We start from the raw sequence: 23409 nt of genomic DNA, 5'->3' as shown, positions 1-23409 counted from the left end.
GCATGGCGAGGGTCAATGCGCGCTTCACTTCTTGTTCCCCTTTTCGCGCTCTGCCTTTTCGCGTTTCACGCGGGCCAGCTCTTCCTCGTCCAGATAGCGGTAAGTGGTCGCCACCGCATCCATCTTCAGCAATCCATCCTTGCCCGATTCGATGCCGATCGAGCCGATCGTGACGATCCGTGACAGCTTGGCAACGTCACCCGCGAAACTGCCGAGATCGTGATATCCGCCGGTCACCCGCAGCGTGATCGGCAGTTCGGCGTAGAAATCCTTGACCGCTTCGCTGCCCGGACGCCAGATCTCGAACTGCAGGCCGCGACTCAGGCCGGCCTGACTGATGTCCACCAGCAGCGATTCCATTTCCGCCTTGTTCGGCAGCTGCTTCAACAGGGCCCCGAAAGACCGGTCGATATCGTTCAGTTGCTGCTGATACTGTTCGAGATTGACTGCTTCGCCTTTCTTTTGCAGCCACTGCTCCTTGAGCGCCTGCTCTTCGGCGCGCTTCTGCTCCAGTTCCACCATCAGCGGCTCCCACAGGAACCACCAGCCGGCAGCGACTGCTGCGATCAACAGGCCGAGCAGGACTGCCAGTTTCGGCACGATCGCCCAGTTGCCCACATCCTTCGGATCAAGGTTCTTGAAATCATCCCCGATGCGCGACAGATCGATCTTCGGAAGCTGGATGTCCTTCATGTCTTCCTGCCTTTGGCGACGGTTTCGTCCGCTGCCCGCGTGATGTGCAGATCGAGGTTGAATTCGTTCATGCGGCGCTTGTCGACGTTCGCCCCCTTGATTTCCACCAGCGTCGGCCGCTCGAGCAGCGGCGACGATTCGAGGTTGCGCATCAGGCTTGACACGCGGGCGTTCGACTGCGCGTAACCGATCAGATTGATCTTCCCGCCTTGCTGCGACACCTTCCGGATGTAAACACCTTCCGGCACATTCTTGGCGAGTTCGTTGAACAGGCCGACCGCTTCGGACCGGTTGCCCTGCAAGGACTCGATGACCTGCTTGCGCTGGATCAGCGCGTCGGTCTGCTCGCGCAGACGCTTGATTTCATCGATCGACTTGTCGAGCACTGCGATTTCGGTCTTCAGAAAGGCGTTCTTTTCATCCTGCGCCGACACGTAACCATTGATCACGCCATTCACCAGTCCGACGATGAGCGCACCGAACAGCAGTGTCGCGCCGGAAAACGCTACGAACTGCTGGCGTCTTGCCTTGCGCTTCTCCTCGCGATGCGGAAGCAGGTTGATCCGTATCATGCGTCGAACCTCCTCAATGCGAGGCCGCAGGCGACAAGCAGCGACGGCGCATCCTGACTCAGGCGCTTTGCGGTGACCGCAGAAGACAGCTGCATATCAACAAACGGATTGGCGATGCGTGTTTCCACCTGCGTGCGGTTGGCAACCACTTCATCGAGCCCCGGAATGACGGCGCAGCCGCCTGCGAGCACGATGTGGTCGACGCTGTTGTACTGCGTCGAGGTGAAGAAGAACTGCAGCGCGCGCGACACTTCGAGCGCCAGATTGTCCATGAAGGGGCGCAACAGATCGTTTTCGAAGTTTTCCGGCAGCGTGTTGGTGCGCTTTGCCGCCTCGGCTTCTTCCGGACTCATGCCGTAGTTGCGCATGATGTCCTGCGTCAGCTGGTAGCCACCGAAAGCCTGCTCGCGGGAATACACCGGCTGGTCGTTGCGCAGGATGATCACATTCATCACATTGGCACCGACGTCGACCAGCACGATGTTGGTGTCCTTGCCGCCGTCGGGCAACTGCTTCTCGACCAGTTCGAACGCGGCCTGTGCGGCGTAGGACTCGACATCGACGACCACCGCGCGCAGACCGGCTGCTTCTGCAATGGCTACGCGGTCTTCCACCTTTTCCTTGCGCGATGCGGCGATCAGCACCTCGACTTCATCCGGGCTGCCCGGCGCCGGGCCGACCACCTGAAAGTCGAGATTCACCTCGTCGAGCTGGAAAGGAATGTATTGATTGGCCTCGGACTCGACCAGCACTTCGAGTTCCTGTTCGCGCTGGTTGGCCGGAACGATGATCTTCTTGGTGATGACGGCCGCAGCAGGCAGCGCCAACGCGACATTTCGCGTCGAGGTGCCCATGCGCTTCCATGCTCGCCGGACCGCGTCTGCCACGTCATCGAGCTTGGCGATGTTGCCATCCACCACCGAATCGCGCGGCAGGTTTTCCGTGGCATAGCGCTCGATGCGGTGCTCGCCTTTCGCTGTCCGCGACAGCTCGACCAGCTTGACCGCCGAGGACGACACGTCCAACCCCAGCAAAGGGCGCGCTCCCGGGTTAAAAATCGACAGGTCGAAGGCCAAGCTTTTTCCTTTTAAGACAGTGAATTAGACCCAATACTCACAATTTACATTAAGATGCTAGCAGCAAGGTATCGACAAGTAAACAAATTTTGGGTAGGCGCGAGGCGGAGCTTCTGCGGGTCCGCCGGCTATAATTCACGCTTGTTGCCCGCCCGGAAATCCGTCCTCTTGCCCCCCGTCCTTCGCTGGTTCACCTACCCGCTGGCTGCTCTCGCGGGCTTGCTGCTCATCGGCGCCGCGCTTGCGTTGATCGTCGTGCTGCTTGCCTACCCGCAACTGCCGTCACTCGACATCCTCACCGACTACCGGCCCAAGATCCCGCTGCGCGTCTACAGCGCCGACGGGCATCTGATCGGCGAGTTCGGTGAAGAGCGTCGATCGGTCGTTCCGATCGCCCAGGTTCCCGATTCGCTGAAGCAGGCCATCATCGCCGCCGAAGACGAGCGCTTCTATCAGCACTACGGCATCGACTACGTGGGCATCGCACGTGCCGCCCTGTCCAACATGACCACCTCCGGACGGAGTCAGGGCGCGAGCACCATCACCATGCAGGTGGCGCGCAACTTCTTCCTGTCCAGCGAGCGCACCCTGCGCCGCAAAGTCTATGAAGCCCTGCTCGCATTCAAAATCGAGAACAGCCTGACTAAAGACCAGATACTCGAGCTCTACATCAACCAGATCTATCTGGGGCAACGCGCCTACGGCTTCGCTGCCGCGTCCAGAGCCTATTTCGGCAAAAACCTCGCAGACCTTAGCGTGGCGGAATCGGCGATGCTGGCCGGACTGCCGAAGGCGCCTTCAAAATACAACCCGGTCGTCAATCCAAAGCGCGCCGCGCTGCGTCAGGCCTACGTGTTGCGCCGCATGAAGGACCTCGGCTACATCGACGACGCAACGCGGACGGCCGCGGTCGAACAGCAACTGCCGGTGCGCCGCGACGGTGCCCAGTCTGAACAGCGCGCGGACTTCGTGGCCGAGATGGCGCGCCAGATTGCGGTCGAAAAATTTGGCGAGAATGCCTACGGACTCGGACTGCGTGTCGTCACGACGATACGCCGCTCCGATCAGGCAGCGGCAATCGAGGCGGTGCGCAAGGGCGTGCTCGATTACGACCGCCGGCACGGCTATCGGGGCGCCGAGGCCTTCATCGACCTGAAGGACGTCGTCGCCGATGACGATGAAATGCTGGATGACCTGCTGCAGGACGTGCCGGACGCCGCCGGCCTGCACGCGGGCGTCGTTCTTGAAGCCAGCCCGACAGCGATCAAGGTCTACAAACGCGGCGGCGAGGTGCTCATGCTCGGCGCCGACGCCATCCGCTTCGCCCGCTCGATGCTCGACGACAAGGCCCCGCCGGCAAGACGGCTGCGTCGCGGTGCCCTGGTGCGCGTGATGCCGGATGTCAAGCTGGGCTGGGTGATCGCCCAGATGCCGGAGGTCGAGGCGGCGCTGCTGTCGATCGACAGCGCCGATGGTGCCGTGCGTGCGCTGGTCGGTGGCTTCGACTTCAATCGCAGCAAGTTCAACCACGTGACCCAGGGCTGGCGTCAGCCGGGGTCGAGCTTCAAGCCCTTCATCTATTCGGCCGCACTCGAAAAGGGCTACTCGCCTTCGACGGTCGAGGAAGACACGCCGCTCGTCGTCTCGGCGGGAGAAACGGGCAGCCAGAGCTGGCAGCCCAAGAACTATGATGGCAAGTACGACGGACCGATTTCGCTGAGAACCGCGCTGGCCAAGTCGAAGAACATGGTGTCGATCCGCGTGCTGCGTTCGATCGGGCCGCGCTATGCGCAGGACTACATCACGCGCTTCGGGTTCGATGCGGCGCGTCACCCGCCGTATCTGACGATGGCACTCGGTGCCGGGTCGGTGACGCCGTGGCAGATGGCGTCCGGCTACGCGGTATTCGCCAACGGCGGCTTCCGGGTCGAGCCGTACGTGGTGCGCGAGATACAGGACGGAAGCGGCAAAGTGCTCGCGCGTTTCACGCCGACCTCGCCGCATGACGAATCACAGCGCGTGATCGACGCGCGCAATGCTTACCTGATGGACAGCCTGATGCAGGACGTGGTGCGCCGTGGCACCGCAACGCGCGCATTGCAGCTCAAGCGCAGCGATCTTGCCGGCAAGACGGGCACAACGAACGAATACCTCGATGCGTGGTTCTGCGGTTATCAGCCGTCGCATGTCACGGTTGCATGGATAGGCTTCGACACACCGCGTTCGCTCGGCCGTGGCGAGACCGGTGGTTCTGCCGCGCTGCCGATGTGGGTGGACTACATGCGCCACGCACTGAAAGACATTCCGGAGGAGCGCCTGCCGTTGCCCGACGGCCTCATCAGCATCAATGCCGGCGAGGACGCGCAGGGCAATCCGCGCACCGATCTGATGTACGAGGAACACATGCCGCCCGCGCCGGAATCGATTCCGGACGAGCCCGAGGGCCCGGCGTCGGAAGGAGAAATCCTGCCTGAGGCACCACCTGTGCCTGTGTCGCCGTCCGGACCATCGCCCTCGGGTCACATCGTTCCCGGGTCTGCAGGGCTCGGCGGCGCAGTCGACTTCAGGGCATCAGGCGCACCGGTTCGCCGGCCTGCTGGCTGAGCAGGGTTTCCAGTGCCTGCATCAACTCGGCGCCGTCGCGCGTACCGATCCAGCGACCGTCTTGCGGCCGGAAATGAAAGCCGCCCGAGCGCGCCGCCACCCAGATTTCCTGGGCGACGCCATGCCTGTTGATCACCATTTTCGAGCCGTTGGCGAATTCGAGCTCAAGAACGCCGCCGGCCTGCAGTTCATAGTCGATGTCGGCGCCGCTGCGTTCCACGGCCTGCTCGATCCCGGCCAGCGTCGCATCGGCCAATTTGTTAAATTCGTTCTCATCCATTACCGGCTACCTGACATGTTTTCCAGCACGCTCGTGCGCATTGCCGCACTGACCCTGATACTCGCAGGTTGCGGCACCAAGGGACCCCTGACTCTGCCGCCCAAGGACACGATGCGGCCACCTGCGGCCGCAGTCCCTGATACACCGGCGCCCGCTTCGGTAGCGCCATCAAAGAATGATAGCAAGGTGCCTGCGCAATGAAGCACTTCGAAACCCGCGATGGCAGCCTGTTTGCCGAAGGTATTTCGCTCGAACGCATTGCCGCTGAGTTCGGCACCCCGACCTTCGTCTATTCCCGCGCAGCGCTGACCGACGCCCATGCAGCCTACGCCAAGGCGCTGACCGGGCGCGACGCCATGCTGTGCTACGCGGTAAAGTCGAATTCGAACCTCGCCATCCTGAATCTGTTCGCGCGCCTTGGCACCGGCTTCGACATCGTATCCGGCGGCGAACTGGCACGCGTCATCGCGGCAGGCGGCGATCCGGCGAAGGTCGTCTTTTCCGGTGTCGGCAAGACGCGCGATGAAATGCGCGCGGCGCTCGAACACGGCATCTACTGTTTCAACGTCGAATCCGAACCCGAGCTGCACCGCCTCGCCGAAGTCGCCGGCCGTCTCGGCAAGCGCGCCCCGATTGCGCTGCGCGTGAATCCGGATGTCGATCCGAAAACGCACCCTTACATTTCCACCGGCCTGAAGTGCAACAAGTTCGGCGTGCCGATCACCGACGCACACGCGCTCTATCTGGCCGCGGCGAAGCTGCCGCAGCTGGACATCCGCGGCATCGCCTGTCACATCGGCTCGCAGTTGCTCGATCCGGCGCCGGTCGCCGAAGCAGCCGCCAAGGTGGTCGCACTGGCCGAAGCACTGAACCGTGACGGCATCGAACTGCGCCATCTCGATCTGGGCGGCGGTCTCGGCATCCGCTATGACGACGAGGCGGTACCCGCTACCCGCGACTATCTCGCGCCCCTGCTGTCCGTGCTGGCCGGTCGCAAGGAAAGGCTGCTGCTCGAACCCGGTCGTTCGCTTGTCGGCAACGCCGGTGTGCTGCTGTCGAAAGTCGAGTACCTCAAGCGCGGAGAGGACCGCAACTTCGCCATCATCGACGCGGCGATGAATGACCTCGCCCGCCCGGCGCTGTACGACGCATTCCACCGCATCGCCGAAGTGCGCCCGCACGGCACGCCCGACACCTACGACGTGGTCGGCCCGGTGTGCGAAAGCGGCGACTTCCTCGGCCGCGCACGCCAACTGGCGGTCGAGCCGGAAGACCTGGTGGCGATCTTTTCCGCCGGCGCCTACGGCATGACCATGAGTTCGAACTACAACACGCGCGCCCGCGCGGCCGAAGTCATGGTGGATGGCGACACCTGTCACCTGATCCGCGCCCGCGAGCGCATCGAAGACCTGTACGCGGGCGAGCGCCTGCTGCCGTGATGCGATGAGCGGGCCGAACGATGACACGCGCGAGCGGCTGCGGCTGGACAAGTGGCTGTGGGCGGCCCGTTTCTTCAAGACACGCACGCTGGCGGCCGACGCGATCGACGCCGGCCGCATCCAGCTCAATGAGGCGCGCGCCAAACCGTCACGGGAAGTGCGCATCGGCGACCGTCTGGACATCCAGACCGGCGAGGTGCGCTACACGGTGATCGTGCAGGCACTGTCGGGCAAGCGCGGCCCGGCCGAGGTCGCACGCACGCTGTACGAAGAGACGCCCGAAAGCGTGGCGGCGCGCGAGGCAGCACGCGAGCAGCGCCGGTTGCAGCCGGAACCTTCGGTCGGCCTGCACGGCCGGCCGACCAAGACACAGCGCCGCGAAATCGACCGCCTGCGCGCTAGAATTCGCGGCGAATGAGCTGCAGCCCGACCGGGTTTTGCGGAGACCGGATTTTTGATCTGTTGAAAAGGAAACGAAATGTCCGAACGTATCGTGATGAAGATCGGTGAAGCCACCGTCTTCGCCAAGGAAGGTCAGTTCACTGACGCCATGCCGGAAATCGTCATCGGTTCGATCGACGGCCCGGTCGGCCAGGCCTTCGCCCAGATGATGGGTCAGACGGCCGGCCACACCCGCATGCTGGCCGTGCGCGACTGCAACCAGATGGCCAAGCCGGCGACGATGATGGTGCCCAAGGTGACGATCAAGAATTCGCGCACTGTGGAGCTGCTGGGCGGCGTGGTGCAGTCGGCCACCGCCGATGCAGTCGTCGACAGCGTCGCAGAAGGCGTCATTCCGAAGGAGCTGGTGGATGAACTTGTCATCATCGATCTGGTGTGGCTGGATCCGAACGCGGTCAAGGACCCCAACCTCGATATGAAGGACCTGTACCGCACCAACTACGAAGCGATGAAGCTGGCCATCCAGCGTGCGATGACCGGCAAGCCGACGATGGAAGAGCTGATCGCCAACCGCCACAAGATCAAGCACTGCATGTACGACCCGGACGCCTGAACGCGACGCGTCCATCAAGCGAGAGCCCCTGCAGCGTGCAGGGGCTTTTTTTTGCGGCCTGAACGCTTTCACGCCAACCTTGTTTTGAGCTCCACCGGCATCCAGAATGAATGAAGCCTGGCCGTTGGTCAGGCAGGGAGGACTGCCGATGGACATTCGGGCCGACACCACACCCGGGCGCGAGAATGCGGCAATGCCGCAAATGAGTGACGACGCATTCCGGCGCGTCGTCGAGTACGCCCCGAGCGCCATGGTACTGGTCGATGACCACGGCATGATGGTACTGGTCAATGAACAGACGGAAAGGCTGTTCGGCTATCCGCGCGCTGAACTGATCGGTCGCTCTGTTGACATGCTGGTGCCCTTCGCCACGCGTGCGCATCACGCCGACTTCCGCCACAGTTTCCTTTCGTCACCCAGCCCACGACCGATGGGTGGTGGCCGTGACCTGTTCGCCTGCCGCGCCGACGGCAGCGAATTCCCGGTCGAGATCGGCCTCAATCCGATGGACACCGGCAACGGTGTCATGGTGCTGGCCTCGATCGTCGACATCACCGAACGACGCCGCGCGCAGCAGGTGCTGGAACAAGCCCTGCTCGAGAAGACGGTGCTGCTCAACGAGGTTCATCACCGGGTCAAGAACAATCTCCAGGTCATCACCAGCCTGCTGAACCTGCAGGCCAACAATGCAGACGATCCGCGCGTGCGCGACATCCTGAACGAAAGCCAGAACCGCGTTCGCGCAATGGCGCTGACCCACCAGCTGCTGTACGAGCGCAAGGATTTCTCGCGCATGGATCTCGGCGACTACCTCGACCGCCTGGCCCAGCTGTTGCGCGGTACCTATCGCAGCGGCTCGAATGGTGTCGAACTGCAGCTCGAACGACCGGCACAGCCGGTGTACCTGGATCTGGAACGCGCGATCCCCTGCGGGCTGATGGTCAACGAACTGGTCACCAATGCCTTCAAGCACGCCTTTCCGGAGCAACGCCGCGGCGACATCACCATCACTTTGTCCGGCAACGACCAGCGGCTGACACTCGCCGTGCGCGACGACGGAATCGGCCTGCCGGCGGATTTCGATTTCGACGCGGTCAAGTCGCTTGGGCTTCAGCTGGTCCCCCTGCTGATAGACCAGTTGCACGGCGAACTGCAGATACTGCCCGGGAGCGGTGCCCATTACCGCATCACCTTCCCGGCAGCCCTGCCCAATCGAGGCACGCCATGAACGCTCCGCTCCCGATCAATCTGATGCTGGTCGAGGACGAACGGGTCATCGCCTTCGATCTGAAAAACCAGCTGCAGTCATTCGGATACCGGGTCGGCGCCGTGCTCGCCAGCGGCGAACAGGCCGTCGACCGGGTCGTCGACGTAGCCCCCGATCTGGTGCTGATGGACATCCATCTTGACGGTGCGCTCGACGGCATCGATGCCGCATTGCAGATGCAGGCTCGACTCAAGGTACCGGTGGTGTTCCTGACTGCCTACGCCGAGGACGACACGCTAAAGCGGGCGATGGACTGCCGGCCTTTCGGCTATCTGGTCAAGCCATGCGAGGCGCGTGAGCTGCACGCAACGATACAGATGGCGCTGGTGCGTCGTGAAGTCGAGGCGAACGTCGAACGCAGCGAACAGCTGTTCAAGCTTGCGCTGGACGCCGCCTCGCTTGGCGTGCTGGAGTGGCAGGGCGACTCGATGCGACTGCACGGCGATGGCCACCTGCGCGGCCTGTTCGGCGACCGGCCTGTGCCGCTGGACGAAAACTGGGACATCTTTCTGTCGCGGGTCGATCCGGACGACCGGACGCGCATTACTGAAACGCTGAACTCGGCACTGGAACGCGGCGACGCCGTGCGCATCGGGTTCCGCACCGCCGGCAATGGGGAATCTCGCAGCCTCGAGGCGCATGCCCGCGCGTACGGCGAGTCGCACAGCGAACGGCGCATCGTCGGCATCCTGCAGGATGTGACCCAGCGACGTCTCGACGAAGCAGCGCTGCGCCAGTCCAGCGTGGTGTTCCACAACTCCGCGGAGGCCATCGCCATCTGCGACCTGCAGCGGCGCATCGCTGCGGTGAATTCGGCCTTCACCCGCATTACCGGCCACGCGGAATGTGACGCGATCGCGCTCAACCTCGAGCGGGTACTGGGCACCGGCCATGACGACGCCTTCTACGGCGCACTGGTTGCCTCCGCCGGCAGCGGCTACTGGCAAGGCGAGGTGCAGTGCCGCCGCGCCTCCGGCGACAGCTTTCCAGCGTGGGAGAGCATCAGTGCGGTACGCAGTGAGAGCGGCGAAGTCACCCACTTCGTCACGGCGTTATCGGACTTCACGGCCATCCACCAGATCGAAGCCAAGCTGAACCATCTGGCACATCACGACGCGCTGACCAATCTGCCCAACCGGCTGCTGTTCGACGACCGTTTCGAACAGGCGATCGAACAGGCACGTCGGCTGCAGCAGCGCTGCATTCTGCTGTTTCTCGATCTGGACAGCTTCAAGGTGGTGAATGACACGCTGGGCCATGCCGTCGGTGATCAGCTTCTGCGCACCGTGGCACAGCGCCTGCGCACTGCATTGCGCCGCAGCGATACGCTGGCCCGTCTCGGCGGGGACGAGTTCGTCGTGCTGGCCGGAAGCGCCCTGCCGGACGAGGCATCCCGCCTCGCGCTCAAACTGCTCAACGCGCTGAGTGCTCCGTTCGACCTCGGAGAGGAGCAGATCCGCATTTCGGCCAGCATAGGCATCGCGATATTTCCTGACCACGGGAGTGACCGCAACGTACTGATGCGCGCAGCCGACATCGCGATGTATTCGGCCAAGTCACAGGGTCGCAATCGCTTCCAGTTCTTTTCCGAAGACATGTCGGAGCGCACGCACGAGCGCATGCAGATGGAGCAGGGCTTGCGACGCGCAATCGATGCCGATGCGCTGCAGGTGCACTACCAGCCGCAGCTGCGTCTGAGCGACCGTCACATCGTCGGAGTCGAAGCGCTGGTGCGCTGGCCGCATCCGGAATGGGGCATGGTGTCGCCGTCACGCTTCGTGCCGGTGGCGGAGGAAAGCGGCATCATCGAGGCGATGGGGCTGTGGGTGCTGCGCCGCGCCTGCCACGACATCGTCGGACTCGCGGACAGCGAGGGCCAGCAGATGCGGCTGGCGGTGAATGTGTCGGTACGCCAGTTCCTGCGCGACGACTTCGTCGGCCAGGTACTCAAAGTCCTGGTCGAAACCGGCTTCCCCGCCGCATCGCTGGAGCTGGAAATCACCGAATCCACGCTGCAGGTCATTGAACGCAGTGCCGGCATACTCGATGCTCTGAAGCGGCTTGGCGTATCCATCAGCATCGACGATTTCGGCACCGGCTATTCGTCGCTCAGCGTGCTGCGCGGCTTGCCGATCGACCGCATAAAGATAGACCGTTCCTTCATCATCGACCTCACCGAAAGCGACGATGCACGCGCCATGATCGATGCCATGCTCACGCTGGGCAGATCGCTGCGCATGATCACCATTGCCGAAGGAATAGAGCTGGATGCCCAGGCCGAACTGCTAGGCAGTCTCGGCTGCGCCGAAGGACAGGGCTTCCTGTTTGCGCGGCCGATGCCGCTCGACTCACTGCGCCGGTTGCTCGCCGGACGGCACTGAGCGCAGCTTCACCTTATGCCGGCTCGACTGCCTCGACCGGCAGCGTATCAAGGTGGCGTCGCAGGATTCGGTAGTGGTCGTAGTCGAAACGCGCGACGACACCTGCGGGCAAGGCATTCGCTTCTTCAGCTGCGCTGCCCAGGTAGCACCAGTGGGACAGCCAGTGGCGATCGCCACGCAGTGCGCTGGGCCGTCGTTCGCGTACCACCACCCGGCCCGGCCAGGGCCAGTCCGGCACCCGCAGCCCGTCCAGTGCACTCATCATCCGCAGATCGTGCTGCCGCACATCCTCGCGCCCGCAGCAGACGCCGCGGCAGCGCTTGATCTGCACGTTCACACAGGCGGCAGTGCGTCTTTCGTGCCCCTGCAGGCCGATGCGCTTCGGGCACAGCTGCCACGCTGTCGCCATTTCGCGCAACGCCGCCATGCAGTCGCGGCGCGAGCGGAACGGACCATACAGACCGCTCAGCTGCTGCGGCGCGACGCGGTCAAGATCGACCACGACCAGCGCCGCCTCTCCGGCGGCGACCGCGTTGCCCGGCCCCCCGCGCACGTGCAGCGCAACAGCCGGACCGGCCGCGCGCGGCGGCTTGTTGTAAGGTGGCTGCAACTGTTTCACGAGCTTCGCTTCGAGCAGCAATGCGCCCAGCTCGCCGGCTGTCTCGGTCCATTCGACGCGCTGCGTCTCGCGCGCAAGCCGTGCCGCCTGACCCGCCTTCTGCGGACCGCTGAAGTGGGACAGCACACGCGCACGCAGATTGCGGCTGCGCCCGACAAAAAGCGGGGTTTCAGCGGCTGCCGGCAACAGGTCTGCAGCATCGCCAGGCGCTGCAGGTGCGCCATAAAACAGATACACACCCGGCGCCTCCGGCGGGTCTCCCACGGCGCCTGGTGCGACGCCGGGCACCGGCGAGGCGGCGAGCCCGGCCTTGCGGATTGCCGTATCGATCTGCACGACCGGAAAGTCGCGCTTCACGATGTCGAGCACGTCACACACCACCCGGGCATCGCCCAGTGCGCGGTGACGCGCATCGCAGTGCAGCCCGAGTCGCTCCATCACGGCATCCAGCCCATGACGCGGATGCCCGGGGTACAGCGCGCGCGACAGCTTGACCGAACACAGCACGCGCGGCGCGAAGGACAGCGACAGACGGGCGAACTCGTTGCGCAGGAAGCCGTGGTCGAAGCGTGCGTTGTGGGCCACGAACAGACGGTCACGCAGCAGCGCTGACACCTGCTGCGCGATGTCGGCAAAGCTCGGGGCGCGGCGCACCATGTCGTCGGTGATGCCGGTGAAATTCTGGATGTTGCCTGGAATCGGGATGCCCGGATTGACCAGGCTGGACCATTCGACGCGACGGTCCCCGTCCACCAGCACGATGCCGACCTCGGTGATGCGATCAAGCGCCGGATCGCCGCCTGTCGTTTCCAGATCGACGACGGCCAGTGGCGTATCGAGCAGGCTCATCGTACGAACGCGACCTTGTGCTGCGACTGATCCGGCGCCGGATTCAGTGTGAATCGCCCGGCGTCAGGTCGGCCTGATACGGGTAGGCCTTCTGCGGCACCCCGGCTTCGTTGAAGCGGCGCTGGCTTTCGAGGTCCTGCGGCTTGTCCCACCACAGCGCGCGCCCCTTGCGCTGCTCTTCAACCTGCTCCGGATTCTTTTCCAGGTATTCACGCATGAAACGCGTGTGATCCGATTCGTAATCAGCCACTTCAGACTCCATACAGAAAATTCGATGACTACTGCTGCGCACCCCTGCGGCCTTCGTCAGCCTTTTCACTGCCGGCACGCACCCTGTTGATGCGCACCACTTCCGGTACGCGTCGCAAACCCTTCATGATGCGCGCCAGATGCACGCGATCGCTCACCTGCAGCGTGAAATGAATCTGCGTGTAAAGGCTGCCGTCTTCTTCCATTCCGACATTCTGGATGTTAGCGCCGCATTCCGCGATCTCGAACGCCACCTTGGCCAGCACGCCCGGACGATTCGCCGACACGACGCGGATGCCGACTTCGAACACCCGACTGGTGTCGCGCTCCCACTCCACATCGACCCACTGGTCGCCTTCCTTGCGGTTGCGCCGAAGCGTCGGGCAGTCGTGCGCATGGATCATCAGGCCGGATCCCTTGCGCATCTGGCCGACGATGGGGTCGCCCGGTATCGGCTGACAGCAGCGCGCAATCTGCACCGCCATGCCTTCCGAACCGCGGATCAGCAACGCGCTCTCGGGCACCTCGATCCCACTGCCGGCCTCGCGCGCCGTCTGCAACTCGAGCAGGCTGCGGGCGACGAAGGTGGCCGAGCTCTTGCCCTGGCCGATGTCGGCGAGTGCGTCCTTGCGGTTGCGGATGTCCGCCGTTTCAAGCCAGTGTGACCACGACACATCGCTGATTTCGTCCGGCGTGACGCCGAACTGGCGCAGCGCCTGGGTCAGCAGCCGCTCGCCGAGCTGGGCCGATTCCTCGACCTGCATGTTCTTCAGGAAGTGGCGGATCTGCGCACGTGCCTTGCCGGTCTTCACATACCCCAGCCAGGCCGGATTCGGATTGGGGTGTGTCGCCGTGATGATGTCCACCTGATCGCCACTGTTCAGTTCGCTCCGCAGCGGCATCAGCTCGTGATTGATGCGACAGGCCACGCAGCAGTGGCCGACATCGGTATGCACCGCGTAGGCGAAGTCGACCGCCGTCGCACCGCGCGGCAGCGACATGATCTTGCCCTTGGGTGTGAACACGTAGACCTCGCCCGGAAACAGGTCGATCTTGACGTGCTCGAGGAATTCGGCCGAATCCGGTGCCGAACTCTGCAGTTCGAGCAGTGACTGCAGCCAGCGGTGCGTATTGGCCTGCAGGTCATCCAGCGACTGTTCGCTGTCCTTGTACAGCCAGTGCGACGCGACGCCGTTCTGCGCGATCTGGTGCATTTCGGAGGTGCGGATCTGAACTTCGACCGGCGTGCCGAACGGGCCGATCAGCGTCGTGTGCAGCGACTGGTAGCCGTTGGCCTTCGGGATCGCGATGTAGTCCTTGAACTTGCCCGGCACCGGCTTGTACAGCGCGTGCAGCGCGCCCAGCGTCAGATAACAGGCAGCCACGTCCGGCACAACCACGCGAAAGCCGTAGATGTCGAGCACCTGCGAAAACGTCAGATGTTTGTCGCGCATCTTGCGGAAGATCGAATAAAGGCTCTTCTCGCGACCGAACACGTCGGCTTCCAGCCCGCGCTCGGGCAGGCGGGTACGGATCGCATCGGTGATCTTGCCGACCACTTCGCGTCGGTTGCCGCGCGCCGCCTTCATCGCTCGGTCCAGCACCCGGTAGCGCAGCGGGTACATGGCCCGGAAGGCCAGATCCTGCAGTTCGCGATACACCGCATGCAGGCCGAGGCGGTTGGCGATCGGGGCGTGAATTTCGAGCGTTTCGCGCGCGATGCGCCGCTGCTTGTCCTGCCGCACGCTGCCGAGCGTGCGCATGTTGTGCGTACGGTCCGCCAGCTTGATCAGGATGACGCGCACGTCGCGCGCCATCGCCATCAACATCTTGCGGAAGTTTTCCGCCTGCGCGTCTTCCTTCGACTGGAACTCGATCTTGTCGAGTTTCGACACGCCATCGACCAGTTCGGCGACCACCTTGCCGAAACGTTCGGCGATCTCTTCCTTCGTGATGTCGGTATCTTCCATCACGTCGTGCAGCAGCGCCGCACACAGCGCCTGGCTGTCGAGTTGCCAGCCGGCGAGGATTTCCGCCACTGCGACCGGATGCGACACGTAAGGCTCGCCGCTCATCCGGAACTGGCCTGCGTGAGCGCTTGCGGACAGCGCGTAGGCATCGCGCACGCGCTGCACGTCCTCGTCCCGCAGATAGGCGGAAACCGACACGATCAGGCGATCGAAGTCGCCGCCGTGGGGACCGGCGGGATTGCCCGCATGGGGATCGTTGTCAGCCAGACCGAGCGCGACAACGGGTGCTTCAGGCGAAGGCTGCTTGACCGGGGTGGGCATGAGTATGTCGTCCACCGGCCGCATGGTTCAGTTCAGTGCCTGAGGCCCGGTCGCATCAGACCTGACCCCGGTTCAGGATTTCGACGCCGTACTTGCCGGCGGCGATCTCGCGCAGCGCCACCACGGTGGGTTTGTCGTTCTCGGCTTCGACCTGCGGCGTGCTGCCGGCAGCGAGCTGACGCGCACGTACGGTCGCCGCCAGCGTCAGCTGGAATCGGTTGGGGATGCGCTTGAGACAGTCTTCAACAGTGATGCGTGCCATGTTCAGTCGATGCCCAGTGATTTGAATGTTTCAGGATGCCGCGCCATCTGGCTGGTCGTCAGCAGGCGCGCGGCCTGCACGACAGTCGCCAACTCAGCTTGAGCTTGACTCAGTATGTCATTGATTATAACGAAATCGAATTCGTGAAGATGACGTATCTCGTCGCGCGCCGCGGCCAGTCGCCGCTCGATGACGTCGGCGGCGTCCTGCCCGCGTCCGTTCAGCCGCGCGGACAGCGCGTCCAGCGACGGCGGCAGGATGAAGATGCCGACCGCGTCGGGAAACAGCGTGCGCACCTGCTGCGCGCCCTGCCAGTCGATTTCCAGCAGTACGTCACGGCCTGCCGACAGCTGTTCGTCGAGCCAGCGGCGCGACGTTCCATAGCAATTGCCGTGAACCTGGGCCCACTCGAGAAAGTCGCCCGCCGTGCGCATGGCGTCGAAAACAGCCGCGGACACGAAATGATAGGCCACGCCGTCGACCTCACCCGCGCGCGCAGCGCGCGTCGTGTGCGAGATCGACAGCTGTATCCGGGGGTCGCGTTCAAGCAGACCGCGCACCAGGGTGGTCTTGCCGGCGCCCGAAGGCGCACTGACGATGAAAAGCAGGCCGCGTGTTGCCATATTCAGTGATGTTTGGTGTACGGGGTCTTCGGGATGGTGCCGTGGGCGTGCTGATGAGACAAGAAGCGTCAATGGAATGTTACGGATTCTACTTGCGACCGCAGGCCTGACGTCCTGAAAGGGCCCCGGAACAGCGATCAGGCAGGATAGGCATGGCCCGCCGATGCGGAATGAAGCGTGGATGGCCGTCGCAGGCCGTGCGGAGTGGGGACTTTTTCAGCCGGCCGGCCGGGACCAGCCGCCGCCCAGCGCAAGGTAAAGCTGCACGACAGCCTGATGGGTCGCCCGCAGCGCCTGCGACAGCGCCAGTTCGCTGTCGAACGACTGACGTTCGGCGTCGAGCACCTCGAAGTAGCTGGTGATACCCGACAGATAGCGCACATTGGCCACCCGCAGTCGTTCGCGGTCAGCCAGCACGACGCGCTGCGTCGCCTCCTGCTGCAGTTTCCGCTGTTCGAAGGCGACCAGCGCGTCGCTGACTTCGCGGAAGGCCTGGCGCACGGTGGCCTTGTATTGCTCGACCAGAATGCGTTGCTGGGCCTCAGCCTGGTCTACACCGGCCTGCAGCCCGCCCGCCGTGAACAGCGGCAAGCCGACGGCGGGCTGAATCGACCACGCAAAGCGGCCGCTGTCGAACAACTGCCCGAGCTCGGGACTGGCAAAGCCGAGCATCGTGGTCAATGACAGGCTGGGCAGGAACGCCTTGCGCGCGGCGTCAACGCTGGCGCTGGCGCTGCGCAGGCTTTCTTCGGCCGCCAGGATGTCGGGGCGGCGCACGAGCAGTTCGGACGGCAGGCCCGCCGTGACATCGACGGGCAACATCAGGTGCTCGAGCCGCACGCTGCGCGCGACCGGCCCCGGATTGCGTCCGATCAGCACGGAAAGTGCATTCTCCGACTGGGCGCGGCGTCTGTGCTGATCGGCAATCGCCTCCTCGGACACCGCAAGCAGGGACTCGGCCTGACGCACGTCGATGATGGACGAAATGCCCTCGTCGAAACGTGCGCGGGTCAGGCGCAGCGCGTGGCGCCGCGTGTCCAGCGTGCGCCGACTGATTTCGAGCTGATTATCGAGATCCAGCAGGTCAAGGTAGAGCGCCGATACCTGTGCCACCAGGCTGATGCGCACGACCTGCGACGCCGCGTCAGTGGCCAGCAGCTGGCGCCGCGCAGCTTCGCTGCGGTCGGCAAGCTTGCCCCACAGGTCGATTTCCCACGCCGGCATCGTCAGTGACAAGGCCCCGTACTCACCGATCCGATTGTTGCGCGGATGCACGCCGGGCATCCGCTCGCGCACCGCTGACGCACCGATGCCGATCGACGGAAACTGCGCCGAACGCTGCAAGCCGAACTGGGCCCGCGCCAGATCGATGCGTTCGACCGCAATGCGCAGGTCGCTGCTGCCCGCGAGCGCTTCATCGACCAGCGCGCTCAATTCCGGCACCGGGAACACCTGCGCCCACGGCTGGGCGGCGAGGCTGACGGCGCCGCCTGATGAAGGTTGCGCAATGCCCGGGTGCTGCGGCCAGTGCGCGGGAACCACCGGCTCGGGCCGCACATGGGACGCCGGTTGGCAGGCCGCCAGCACCAGCGTCCACGCGACGAGCCCGAGAACCCGTGCGGCGCCCGCCCTCATGCTTCGTGCCCGCCTTCGTCGGCGTGTATGCCGAAGAACGCGGCGTACAGCAGCGGTACCACCACGAGGGTCAGCAGCGTCGCGAAGATCAGGCCGAACATGATGGTCACGGCCATGCTGCGGAAGAAGGGGTCGACCAGCAGTGGCGCCACGCCCAGCACGGTGGTCGCCGCACCGAGGAAGACCGGTCTGGCGCGGCTTGCGGACGCATCGAGCACGGCCTGATGGCGCGGCTTGCCGTCCCGGATTTCGGTATCGATCTGATCCACGAGCACGATGGCGTTCTTGATCAGCATCCCGGTGAGACTCAGGAAACCGAGGATGGCCATGAATTCGAACGGCGCCTGGAACAGCAGCAGCCCGACCGCCACGCCAAGCACAGCCAGCGGCACGGTGAGCCAGATGACCGCCGTCTGGCGGAACGCATTGAACATGACGATGACGGCCAGCACCATGGCGACGAAACCATAGGGCGCCGCCGTGGCAAGGCCCTCGTTCGCTTCGGTCGAAGCCTTGTGCTCGCCGTGCCACTCGAGCGCATAGCCAGGCGGCAGAGCAATCGCCTCGATCTGCGGCCGCAGGCGCTCGAACAGCGGCGCCGACAACTGCCCCGCCGGCGGATCGCACTGCGCCTTGATCATCGGGAAACGGTTCTCGCGCCGGATGATGGCGTTTTCCCAGCGCGTCTCCGTGCCTTCGATGAACTGTTCGACCGGTACGAAGCGCCCCGCCGTCGGGCTGAACACCTGCACGCTGCGCAGATCCTCCACGCCTTCGCGCTCCGCAGCCGGGGCGCGGGCGACGATCGGAATGAGTTTTTCGCGCTCGCGGTACACACCGATCTGCTGACCGACATAGTTGTGTTCCAGCGCGCCGGCGATGTCGGACGGCAGCACGCCAGCGCGTTGCGCGGCTTCGACCGAAAAGCGCGGCGCCACCACCGGCACCTGCTGACGCCAGTCGTCCTGGATCGCCAGCGCTTCCGGGTCTTTCGCCATGACGGCCTTCGCCTCGTCGGCCAGACCACGCAGCACTTGCGGATCCGGGCCGCGGAAGGCGGCTTCGATCTTCTTGCCGCCGCCGCGGCCCAGCATGAACTTCCACACCTTGACGTCGACGTGGGGGAACGCCTGCCCCAGTTCCGGCTGAAGCGCCGCGATCAGTCCTGCGATGTCCTCGAAGCGTTCGACGTCGACCAGCACCTGGCCGTAAGCCGGATTGGGGTCTTCCGGGCTGTAGGTGAGCATGAAGCGCAGCCCGCCCCGCCCGATGAAACTGGTCACCCGACTCACCCCCGGCCTTGCCTTCACCTTCCGCTCGACCTCGGCGACCACGCGTGCCGTGGCGTCGATATCGGTGCCCTGGGGCAGGTAGAGGTCAACGACGAACTGCGGCCGGGCGGAGTCCGGCATGAAGCCCGGCGGCACGAACCCGAAGGCGACGACACCAGCCGCCAGCAGTGCGACAAGCAGCGCACCGCTGGTGCGCCGGTACGCGAGCGCCGTGCGCAGCAGCCGCCGATAGGCCGTCATGACGCGACCGTCACGAACCGGGACGGGCTGATCGGTCACCTTGAGCAGGGCGACGCAGAACAGCGGAGTCAGCGTGATGGCGAACAACCACGACAGCATCATCGAGTACAGGATCACCCAGAACAGCGAACCGGCGTATTCGCCCATGTCGGTCGGCGACAGGCCGATGGCGCTGAAGGCGAGGATGCCGACCACGGTGCCGCCGAGCAGCGGCCAGACGGTCGCCTTCACGACGGCCGTCGCGGCCGGACGCGCAGCTTCGCCCCGCTGCATGCGCACCAGGATGCCGTCGGTGACCACGATGGCGTTGTCGACCAGCATGCCGAGCGCGATGATCAGCGCACCGAGCGAAATCCGCTGCATCGCGATCCCGTCCAGCAGCATGGCGATCAGCGTGCCAGCCACGGTCAGAACCAGTATCGCGCCGATGATCAGACCGCTGCGCACACCCATGAAGAACAGCAGTACGACAACGACGATGGCCACGGCAGCAACCAGATTCGCAACGAAGCCATCCACCGCGGCGCGCACCGAGTCCGACTGGATCGATATCGCGCTGAGCTCCATGCCGACCGGACGCTGATTTTCCAGCCCGGCCAGCCGACGTTTCACCGCGTCACCCATCTCGACCACGTTGCCGCCCAGGACGTTGGATACACCCAGCCCGATGGCTGGCTGACCTTCATGGCGCACGAGCGCCGCGGGGGGCGTGAGGTACTCGCGCCGTATGTCGGCGATGTCCAGCAGGCGCACGAGGCCGCTCGACGAATCACCGGCGACCACCAGATTCTTCAGCGCGTCCACCGACTCGACCGTCGCATCGGGATTGATCTGCAGCCGCAGATCGCCGGCGAGCACGTTGCCCGCCGGATTGATCACGTTCTGCGCCCGCAGCGTCGCGTGCACTTTTTCAAGCGGCACGCCGAGCTGTGCGGCGCGAGCGCGGGATATCTCGACGAAGATCGCCTCCGGGCGTTCGCCCAGCAGCGCGACTTTCGCAACGCCCGGCACCAGCACCAGTTCGCGACGCAGGAAGTCGGCGTAGTCATAAAGCTGGCGAGGCGTGTAGCCGTCCCCGGTCACGGCATAGAAGAGCGCGAAAACGTCACCGAAGTCGCCATTCACCACCGGTTGGGCTGCGCCCGGCGGCAGGGAACGGGACACCGAGGAAATCTTGCTGCGCAGCTTGTCCCACACCTGGTCGAGTTCGGCCTGCGAATGCGAAAAGGCCAGCTTCGCTTCGACCTTGACCAGCGATTCGCCGGCACGGGACACCGAAATGACCTCCTCCACCTCCTGCATCTGCTGCACGGCGCCCTCGATCAGATCAGTGACCTCTTCGGCCACCTGCGCCGGCGAGGCGCCCGGATAAGCGGTGACGACGACGGCCTGACGGATCACGAACTCCGGATCCTCGAAGCGGCCAAGGCGCTCATAGGACAGGTAGCCACCGATCAGCACCAGGACCGTCACGACCCATGCGATGACCGCATTGCGCAGCGTGTACTCGGCGGGATTCATCGCGCGCCCGACTCAGCGTTCATCGAGCGGGCGCACCTTCATGTCCTCGCGCAGCGCGCTCACGCCGGCGACCACGATGCGCTCGCCGGGTTCGAGACCGGACGTGATCACGATATCGCTGCCGCGAATGTCTGCGGTCCGCACGGCACGACGCGCGACCTGTCCGCCGGCGCCGACGATCCAGACGAACCGGTCGGCCGTCGCGTCGGTGGCGATGGCCGTGAGCGGCACGACCAGCGGTACGTCGGCCGACTTCACGTTACCGGCAAAGGGCACCACGGTCGCCGACATGCCCGGCAGCAGTTTCAGTCCGGCCGGCGGCGAACCGAGGGCGAGCACGATTTCGTAGGTCTGCGTCTGGGGGTCCGCCTCGGCCGCATAGGACTTCAGGCGGAGCGGCACCGAAAGTGCGCCCTGCCCCTCGAACACTGCCTGACCGACATCCTGGGCGTATTCGTTGCGCACGATGCGTTCCGGCACATTGATCACGATCTCCAGCGCGCGCAGGTCCTGCAGATCGGCGATCGGCTGATTGGCCTGCACATTGGCGAACGTTTCCAGCCGCCTGCGCGTGACCACACCGTCGAACGGTGCCCTGATCACCGCGTCGTCCAGATTCTGCTGCGCGGTGGCGAGCTGGGTACGCGCCACTTCGAGCCGGGCGCGCCGGTCGTCCACTTCCGAGCGGGCGACGGCGAGCTCGGATTCCCACAGCCGCTGGTAGCGTTCGAGATCGGTCTTCGCGCGCTCGAACTCGGACTGCGCGGCATTCAGCTGGGCCTTGAACACCCCGTCGTCCAGACGCGCGACGATCTGCCCCGCCTTGACCCGGCTACCCTCGTTCAATGCGAATTCGGTCACGAAGCCGGGCACGCTGAACGACAGCTCGGCACGTCGCTCCGCGCGCACCCGGCCGGGAAAGCGCAGCTTCGCGCCGTTGTCTGCCGTACCCACCTCGCGAATGAGCGCCGGACGCACGATGTCCGCCGCGACCGGCGACGTTTCAGGCTTTGCGCAACCGGTCAGCAACAGCACCGCAAATGACAATACGCCCGGCAACAGGCTGACTTCGACGCGCGCCGCAACAGCTTCCGGGCAACGGCGATCAGCCATGAAACATGACGCGCGCGTGCAGGAAGCGGTCGTTGTAGTAGATGCCGTCGATGCGCCGTGCGACCTTGGTCGCTTCCGCAACATCGACGTCCATGTTGACGATGAACCAGGGCTTGTCGGGATCACCGTCGCGGACGGCCTGAATATCGATCACCGGACCGAAATGCGACATGCGCTCGCGCAGCTTCTCCATGTCGGCGTCCTCGTGGAGGCCGGTCAATATGATCTTCATGAAAACCTCCGGTACACAGCCGTGACGTGTGTGGGGCAACCACCCGATCACCCGATCCTAGCGAATCGGCATCGCCGCACAATAGAAGTCGGCCCAAAATGGGCCGACTGCACCGGGGCCACGTGCCACCCGGTGAGCGCGCAACGTGAGCCGCCCGAAATGGGCCGGTCGCCGCGCCGCCGACTGTCTGCATGAGTATGCTGAAGGCGTTCTGGCAGCGGCTTCACGCGCTGCCGCAGTCGGGCCTGCAGCGGCTCATTCCGGAGTCTTCACATGAACACCTCCCTGCCAAAGCGAATGCGTTCGATAGTCCTGCCGCTGCTATCGGGCGTACTGATCTGCCTGTCCGGCACCGTCATTGCGACGGAAGATGGCTATTCGCCGCGCCGACTGGGTGCCTTTTCGGGCGCCATGAAGTACTGCGAAGAGAAGCATGACGAGAAGGGGTCGCGCTACCAGCGGGTTCGCATGCGGATCGCGCGCGAAGTCGACGGCATGTCGAGGCGCGAGAAGGAAAGAGCGCTGGATGCGCGGGACAAGGCCTACGAACGTGGCCGCTTCCTGGGCAAGCGGCTGGACCGGGACGAATGCCGTTCGCTGCTGCGGCAAAGTGAATGGCAGCGTTATCGTGATGATTGAGGAGTGGCGCATGAGCTGCACCAAAGCACTGTTGATGGCCTGCGCGCTGATGTGCTGCGCGCCTCTCGCCTCTGCCGATGACACTCGGGCGGAGCCCACGCTGGATGACGTCCGGCGTTCGTTCACCGAGGTCGACCGGAACCGCATCGACCACATCAGCCGGGAGCTGGCCCTGCCACTGCCGGTTGCACGCAAGTTCTGGCCTGCCTACAACACATACCTGAGGAACCGGGTTGCGCTGCGGGACAAACAGCTCGCAGCGCTCGTCGATTATGCCGATGCACTCAATGCGGACAGGCTTGACGACGCCACGGCAACCCGGTTGCTGAACGACGGCATGGCGGATGAAACGCTGCGGGTCGGTAACCGTCAGCAGTTCATCCGCAGCCTCGGTGAATTCCTCGCGCCGCAGCAGCAGATGCGTCTGTACCAGATCGAAGTGCTGCTCGATGCGCAGGTCAGAGCCGGTCTGCTGCAGCAGATTCCGCTCGCCGAGTGATGCCCGGCAAGGCCGGCG

At 64.4% G+C, this 23409-nt stretch carries 22 protein-coding genes; 9 read left to right on the top strand and 13 right to left on the bottom strand.

The window, feature by feature from the left end; all coding sequences use genetic code 11:
• Window positions 1-24: 24 nt before the first annotated feature.
• From NMQ16_RS16620 to NMQ16_RS16610, 3 genes are read right to left on the bottom strand one after another with little or no spacing between them, the layout of a single operon-like run.
• Window positions 25-693: a type 4a pilus biogenesis protein PilO gene (locus tag NMQ16_RS16620; RefSeq protein WP_257082037.1), complete on the bottom strand. Its 669-nt coding sequence runs from the start codon at window positions 691-693 to the stop codon at window positions 25-27.
• Window positions 690-1265 (bottom strand): PilN domain-containing protein, encoded by a 576-nt coding sequence (locus NMQ16_RS16615; protein WP_257082036.1) that lies wholly within the window; start codon window positions 1263-1265, stop codon window positions 690-692. The genes NMQ16_RS16620 and NMQ16_RS16615 overlap by 4 nt, the downstream gene beginning before the upstream one ends.
• Window positions 1262-2341 carry a pilus assembly protein PilM gene (locus NMQ16_RS16610; RefSeq protein ID WP_223300301.1) on the bottom strand — a complete coding sequence of 360 codons (1080 nt, stop codon included), beginning with the start codon at window positions 2339-2341 and terminating at the stop codon, window positions 1262-1264. The genes NMQ16_RS16615 and NMQ16_RS16610 overlap by 4 nt, the downstream gene beginning before the upstream one ends.
• Window positions 2342-2509: 168 nt before the next feature.
• Between NMQ16_RS16610 and NMQ16_RS16605 the strand changes: the two genes are divergently transcribed.
• Complete coding sequence (locus NMQ16_RS16605) at window positions 2510-4945, top strand: penicillin-binding protein 1A (RefSeq protein WP_257082034.1); 2436 nt, start codon at window positions 2510-2512, stop codon at window positions 4943-4945.
• On the opposite strand, the gene cyaY is transcribed toward NMQ16_RS16605, so the two are convergent.
• Window positions 4905-5225, bottom strand: a complete 321-nt coding sequence (cyaY, locus tag NMQ16_RS16600; protein WP_257082032.1) for an iron donor protein CyaY — start codon at window positions 5223-5225, stop codon at window positions 4905-4907. The genes NMQ16_RS16605 and cyaY overlap by 41 nt on opposite strands.
• Before the next feature lie 15 nt (window positions 5226-5240).
• On the opposite strand from cyaY, the gene NMQ16_RS16595 reads away from it, so the two are divergent.
• From NMQ16_RS16595 to NMQ16_RS16570, 6 genes are all read left to right on the top strand, one after another.
• Window positions 5241-5426 carry a lipoprotein gene (locus tag NMQ16_RS16595; RefSeq protein WP_257082031.1) on the top strand — a complete coding sequence of 62 codons (186 nt, stop codon included), beginning with the start codon at window positions 5241-5243 and terminating at the stop codon, window positions 5424-5426.
• Window positions 5423-6664, top strand: coding sequence for a diaminopimelate decarboxylase (gene lysA / locus NMQ16_RS16590; protein ID WP_257082030.1), 1242 nt, complete (start codon window positions 5423-5425; stop codon window positions 6662-6664). Before NMQ16_RS16595 ends, lysA begins: the two co-directional genes overlap by 4 nt.
• A gap of 4 nt (window positions 6665-6668) precedes the next feature.
• Window positions 6669-7082: an RNA-binding S4 domain-containing protein gene (locus NMQ16_RS16585; RefSeq protein WP_257082029.1), complete on the top strand. Its 414-nt coding sequence runs from the start codon at window positions 6669-6671 to the stop codon at window positions 7080-7082.
• A gap of 60 nt (window positions 7083-7142) precedes the next feature.
• Window positions 7143-7679, top strand: a complete 537-nt coding sequence (fae, locus tag NMQ16_RS16580; protein WP_069038461.1) for a formaldehyde-activating enzyme — start codon at window positions 7143-7145, stop codon at window positions 7677-7679.
• Window positions 7680-7881: 202 nt separating this feature from the next.
• Entirely contained in the window at window positions 7882-8907 is a 1026-nt protein-coding gene (locus NMQ16_RS16575; protein ID WP_257082028.1) for a sensor histidine kinase, read from the top strand.
• Window positions 8904-11327: an EAL domain-containing protein gene (locus NMQ16_RS16570; RefSeq protein WP_257082027.1), complete on the top strand. Its 2424-nt coding sequence runs from the start codon at window positions 8904-8906 to the stop codon at window positions 11325-11327. Before NMQ16_RS16575 ends, NMQ16_RS16570 begins: the two co-directional genes overlap by 4 nt.
• Window positions 11328-11340: 13 nt before the next feature.
• On the opposite strand, the gene NMQ16_RS16565 is transcribed toward NMQ16_RS16570, so the two are convergent.
• From NMQ16_RS16565 to NMQ16_RS16525, 9 genes are all read right to left on the bottom strand, one after another.
• A complete protein-coding gene (locus tag NMQ16_RS16565; RefSeq protein WP_257082026.1) occupies window positions 11341-12795 on the bottom strand; it encodes an exonuclease domain-containing protein in 1455 nt (484 codons plus the stop codon).
• A gap of 43 nt (window positions 12796-12838) precedes the next feature.
• Complete coding sequence (locus tag NMQ16_RS16560) at window positions 12839-13045, bottom strand: DUF3460 family protein (protein WP_257082025.1); 207 nt, start codon at window positions 13043-13045, stop codon at window positions 12839-12841.
• A gap of 28 nt (window positions 13046-13073) precedes the next feature.
• Window positions 13074-15335, bottom strand: coding sequence for a bifunctional (p)ppGpp synthetase/guanosine-3',5'-bis(diphosphate) 3'-pyrophosphohydrolase (locus NMQ16_RS16555; RefSeq protein ID WP_257082020.1), 2262 nt, complete (start codon window positions 15333-15335; stop codon window positions 13074-13076).
• Between the two features lie 55 nt (window positions 15336-15390).
• Window positions 15391-15597, bottom strand: coding sequence for a DNA-directed RNA polymerase subunit omega (rpoZ, locus tag NMQ16_RS16550; RefSeq protein WP_257082018.1), 207 nt, complete (start codon window positions 15595-15597; stop codon window positions 15391-15393).
• Window positions 15598-15599: 2 nt separating this feature from the next.
• Complete coding sequence (gene gmk / locus NMQ16_RS16545; protein ID WP_257082015.1) at window positions 15600-16220, bottom strand: guanylate kinase; 621 nt, start codon at window positions 16218-16220, stop codon at window positions 15600-15602.
• Window positions 16221-16436: 216 nt separating this feature from the next.
• Window positions 16437-17855, bottom strand: a complete 1419-nt coding sequence (locus NMQ16_RS16540; protein WP_257082013.1) for an efflux transporter outer membrane subunit — start codon at window positions 17853-17855, stop codon at window positions 16437-16439.
• Complete coding sequence (locus NMQ16_RS16535) at window positions 17852-20908, bottom strand: efflux RND transporter permease subunit (RefSeq protein WP_257082011.1); 3057 nt, start codon at window positions 20906-20908, stop codon at window positions 17852-17854. Before NMQ16_RS16535 ends, NMQ16_RS16540 begins: the two co-directional genes overlap by 4 nt.
• Before the next feature lie 12 nt (window positions 20909-20920).
• Complete coding sequence (locus NMQ16_RS16530; RefSeq protein WP_257082009.1) at window positions 20921-22021, bottom strand: efflux RND transporter periplasmic adaptor subunit; 1101 nt, start codon at window positions 22019-22021, stop codon at window positions 20921-20923.
• Entirely contained in the window at window positions 22014-22253 is a 240-nt protein-coding gene (locus NMQ16_RS16525) for a hypothetical protein (RefSeq protein WP_257082007.1), read from the bottom strand. Before NMQ16_RS16525 ends, NMQ16_RS16530 begins: the two co-directional genes overlap by 8 nt.
• A 273-nt stretch (window positions 22254-22526) precedes the next feature.
• Between NMQ16_RS16525 and NMQ16_RS16520 the strand changes: the two genes are divergently transcribed.
• Window positions 22527-22892 carry a hypothetical protein gene (locus NMQ16_RS16520; protein WP_257082006.1) on the top strand — a complete coding sequence of 122 codons (366 nt, stop codon included), beginning with the start codon at window positions 22527-22529 and terminating at the stop codon, window positions 22890-22892.
• Between the two features lie 10 nt (window positions 22893-22902).
• The gene (locus NMQ16_RS16515) at window positions 22903-23391 is read left to right on the top strand and encodes a hypothetical protein (RefSeq protein ID WP_257082005.1); all 489 of its coding nucleotides are present in this window, start codon (window positions 22903-22905) and stop codon (window positions 23389-23391) included.
• Window positions 23392-23409 lie beyond the last annotated feature (18 nt).

This window comes from Methyloversatilis sp. XJ19-49 (genome assembly GCF_024580145.1).
Classification (GTDB): Bacteria; Pseudomonadota; Gammaproteobacteria; order Burkholderiales; family Rhodocyclaceae; genus Methyloversatilis.
Note: the sequence above shows the minus strand (reverse complement) of the source record. Positions and strands in the feature narration are given on the sequence as shown.

What these genes read in the sequence shown, in the direction of transcription:
- NMQ16_RS16515 (WP_257082005.1), top strand. Translation starts at nt 22,903, where the DNA reads ATGAGCTGCACCAAAGCACTGTTGATGGCCTGCGCGCTGATGTGCTGC.
- NMQ16_RS16595 (WP_257082031.1), top strand. Translation starts at nt 5,241, where the DNA reads ATGTTTTCCAGCACGCTCGTGCGCATTGCCGCACTGACCCTGATACTC.
- NMQ16_RS16565 (WP_257082026.1), bottom strand. Translation starts at nt 12,795, where the DNA reads ATGAGCCTGCTCGATACGCCACTGGCCGTCGTCGATCTGGAAACGACA.
- gmk (WP_257082015.1), bottom strand. Translation starts at nt 16,220, where the DNA reads ATGGCAACACGCGGCCTGCTTTTCATCGTCAGTGCGCCTTCGGGCGCC.
- fae (WP_069038461.1), top strand. Translation starts at nt 7,143, where the DNA reads ATGTCCGAACGTATCGTGATGAAGATCGGTGAAGCCACCGTCTTCGCC.
- NMQ16_RS16520 (WP_257082006.1), top strand. Translation starts at nt 22,527, where the DNA reads ATGAACACCTCCCTGCCAAAGCGAATGCGTTCGATAGTCCTGCCGCTG.
- rpoZ (WP_257082018.1), bottom strand. Translation starts at nt 15,597, where the DNA reads ATGGCACGCATCACTGTTGAAGACTGTCTCAAGCGCATCCCCAACCGA.
- NMQ16_RS16555 (WP_257082020.1), bottom strand. Translation starts at nt 15,335, where the DNA reads ATGCCCACCCCGGTCAAGCAGCCTTCGCCTGAAGCACCCGTTGTCGCG.
- NMQ16_RS16620 (WP_257082037.1), bottom strand. Translation starts at nt 693, where the DNA reads ATGAAGGACATCCAGCTTCCGAAGATCGATCTGTCGCGCATCGGGGAT.
- NMQ16_RS16525 (WP_257082007.1), bottom strand. Translation starts at nt 22,253, where the DNA reads ATGAAGATCATATTGACCGGCCTCCACGAGGACGCCGACATGGAGAAG.
- lysA (WP_257082030.1), top strand. Translation starts at nt 5,423, where the DNA reads ATGAAGCACTTCGAAACCCGCGATGGCAGCCTGTTTGCCGAAGGTATT.
- cyaY (WP_257082032.1), bottom strand. Translation starts at nt 5,225, where the DNA reads ATGGATGAGAACGAATTTAACAAATTGGCCGATGCGACGCTGGCCGGG.
- NMQ16_RS16615 (WP_257082036.1), bottom strand. Translation starts at nt 1,265, where the DNA reads ATGATACGGATCAACCTGCTTCCGCATCGCGAGGAGAAGCGCAAGGCA.
- NMQ16_RS16575 (WP_257082028.1), top strand. Translation starts at nt 7,882, where the DNA reads ATGAGTGACGACGCATTCCGGCGCGTCGTCGAGTACGCCCCGAGCGCC.
- NMQ16_RS16540 (WP_257082013.1), bottom strand. Translation starts at nt 17,855, where the DNA reads ATGAGGGCGGGCGCCGCACGGGTTCTCGGGCTCGTCGCGTGGACGCTG.
- NMQ16_RS16530 (WP_257082009.1), bottom strand. Translation starts at nt 22,021, where the DNA reads ATGGCTGATCGCCGTTGCCCGGAAGCTGTTGCGGCGCGCGTCGAAGTC.
- NMQ16_RS16585 (WP_257082029.1), top strand. Translation starts at nt 6,669, where the DNA reads ATGAGCGGGCCGAACGATGACACGCGCGAGCGGCTGCGGCTGGACAAG.
- NMQ16_RS16570 (WP_257082027.1), top strand. Translation starts at nt 8,904, where the DNA reads ATGAACGCTCCGCTCCCGATCAATCTGATGCTGGTCGAGGACGAACGG.
- NMQ16_RS16535 (WP_257082011.1), bottom strand. Translation starts at nt 20,908, where the DNA reads ATGAATCCCGCCGAGTACACGCTGCGCAATGCGGTCATCGCATGGGTC.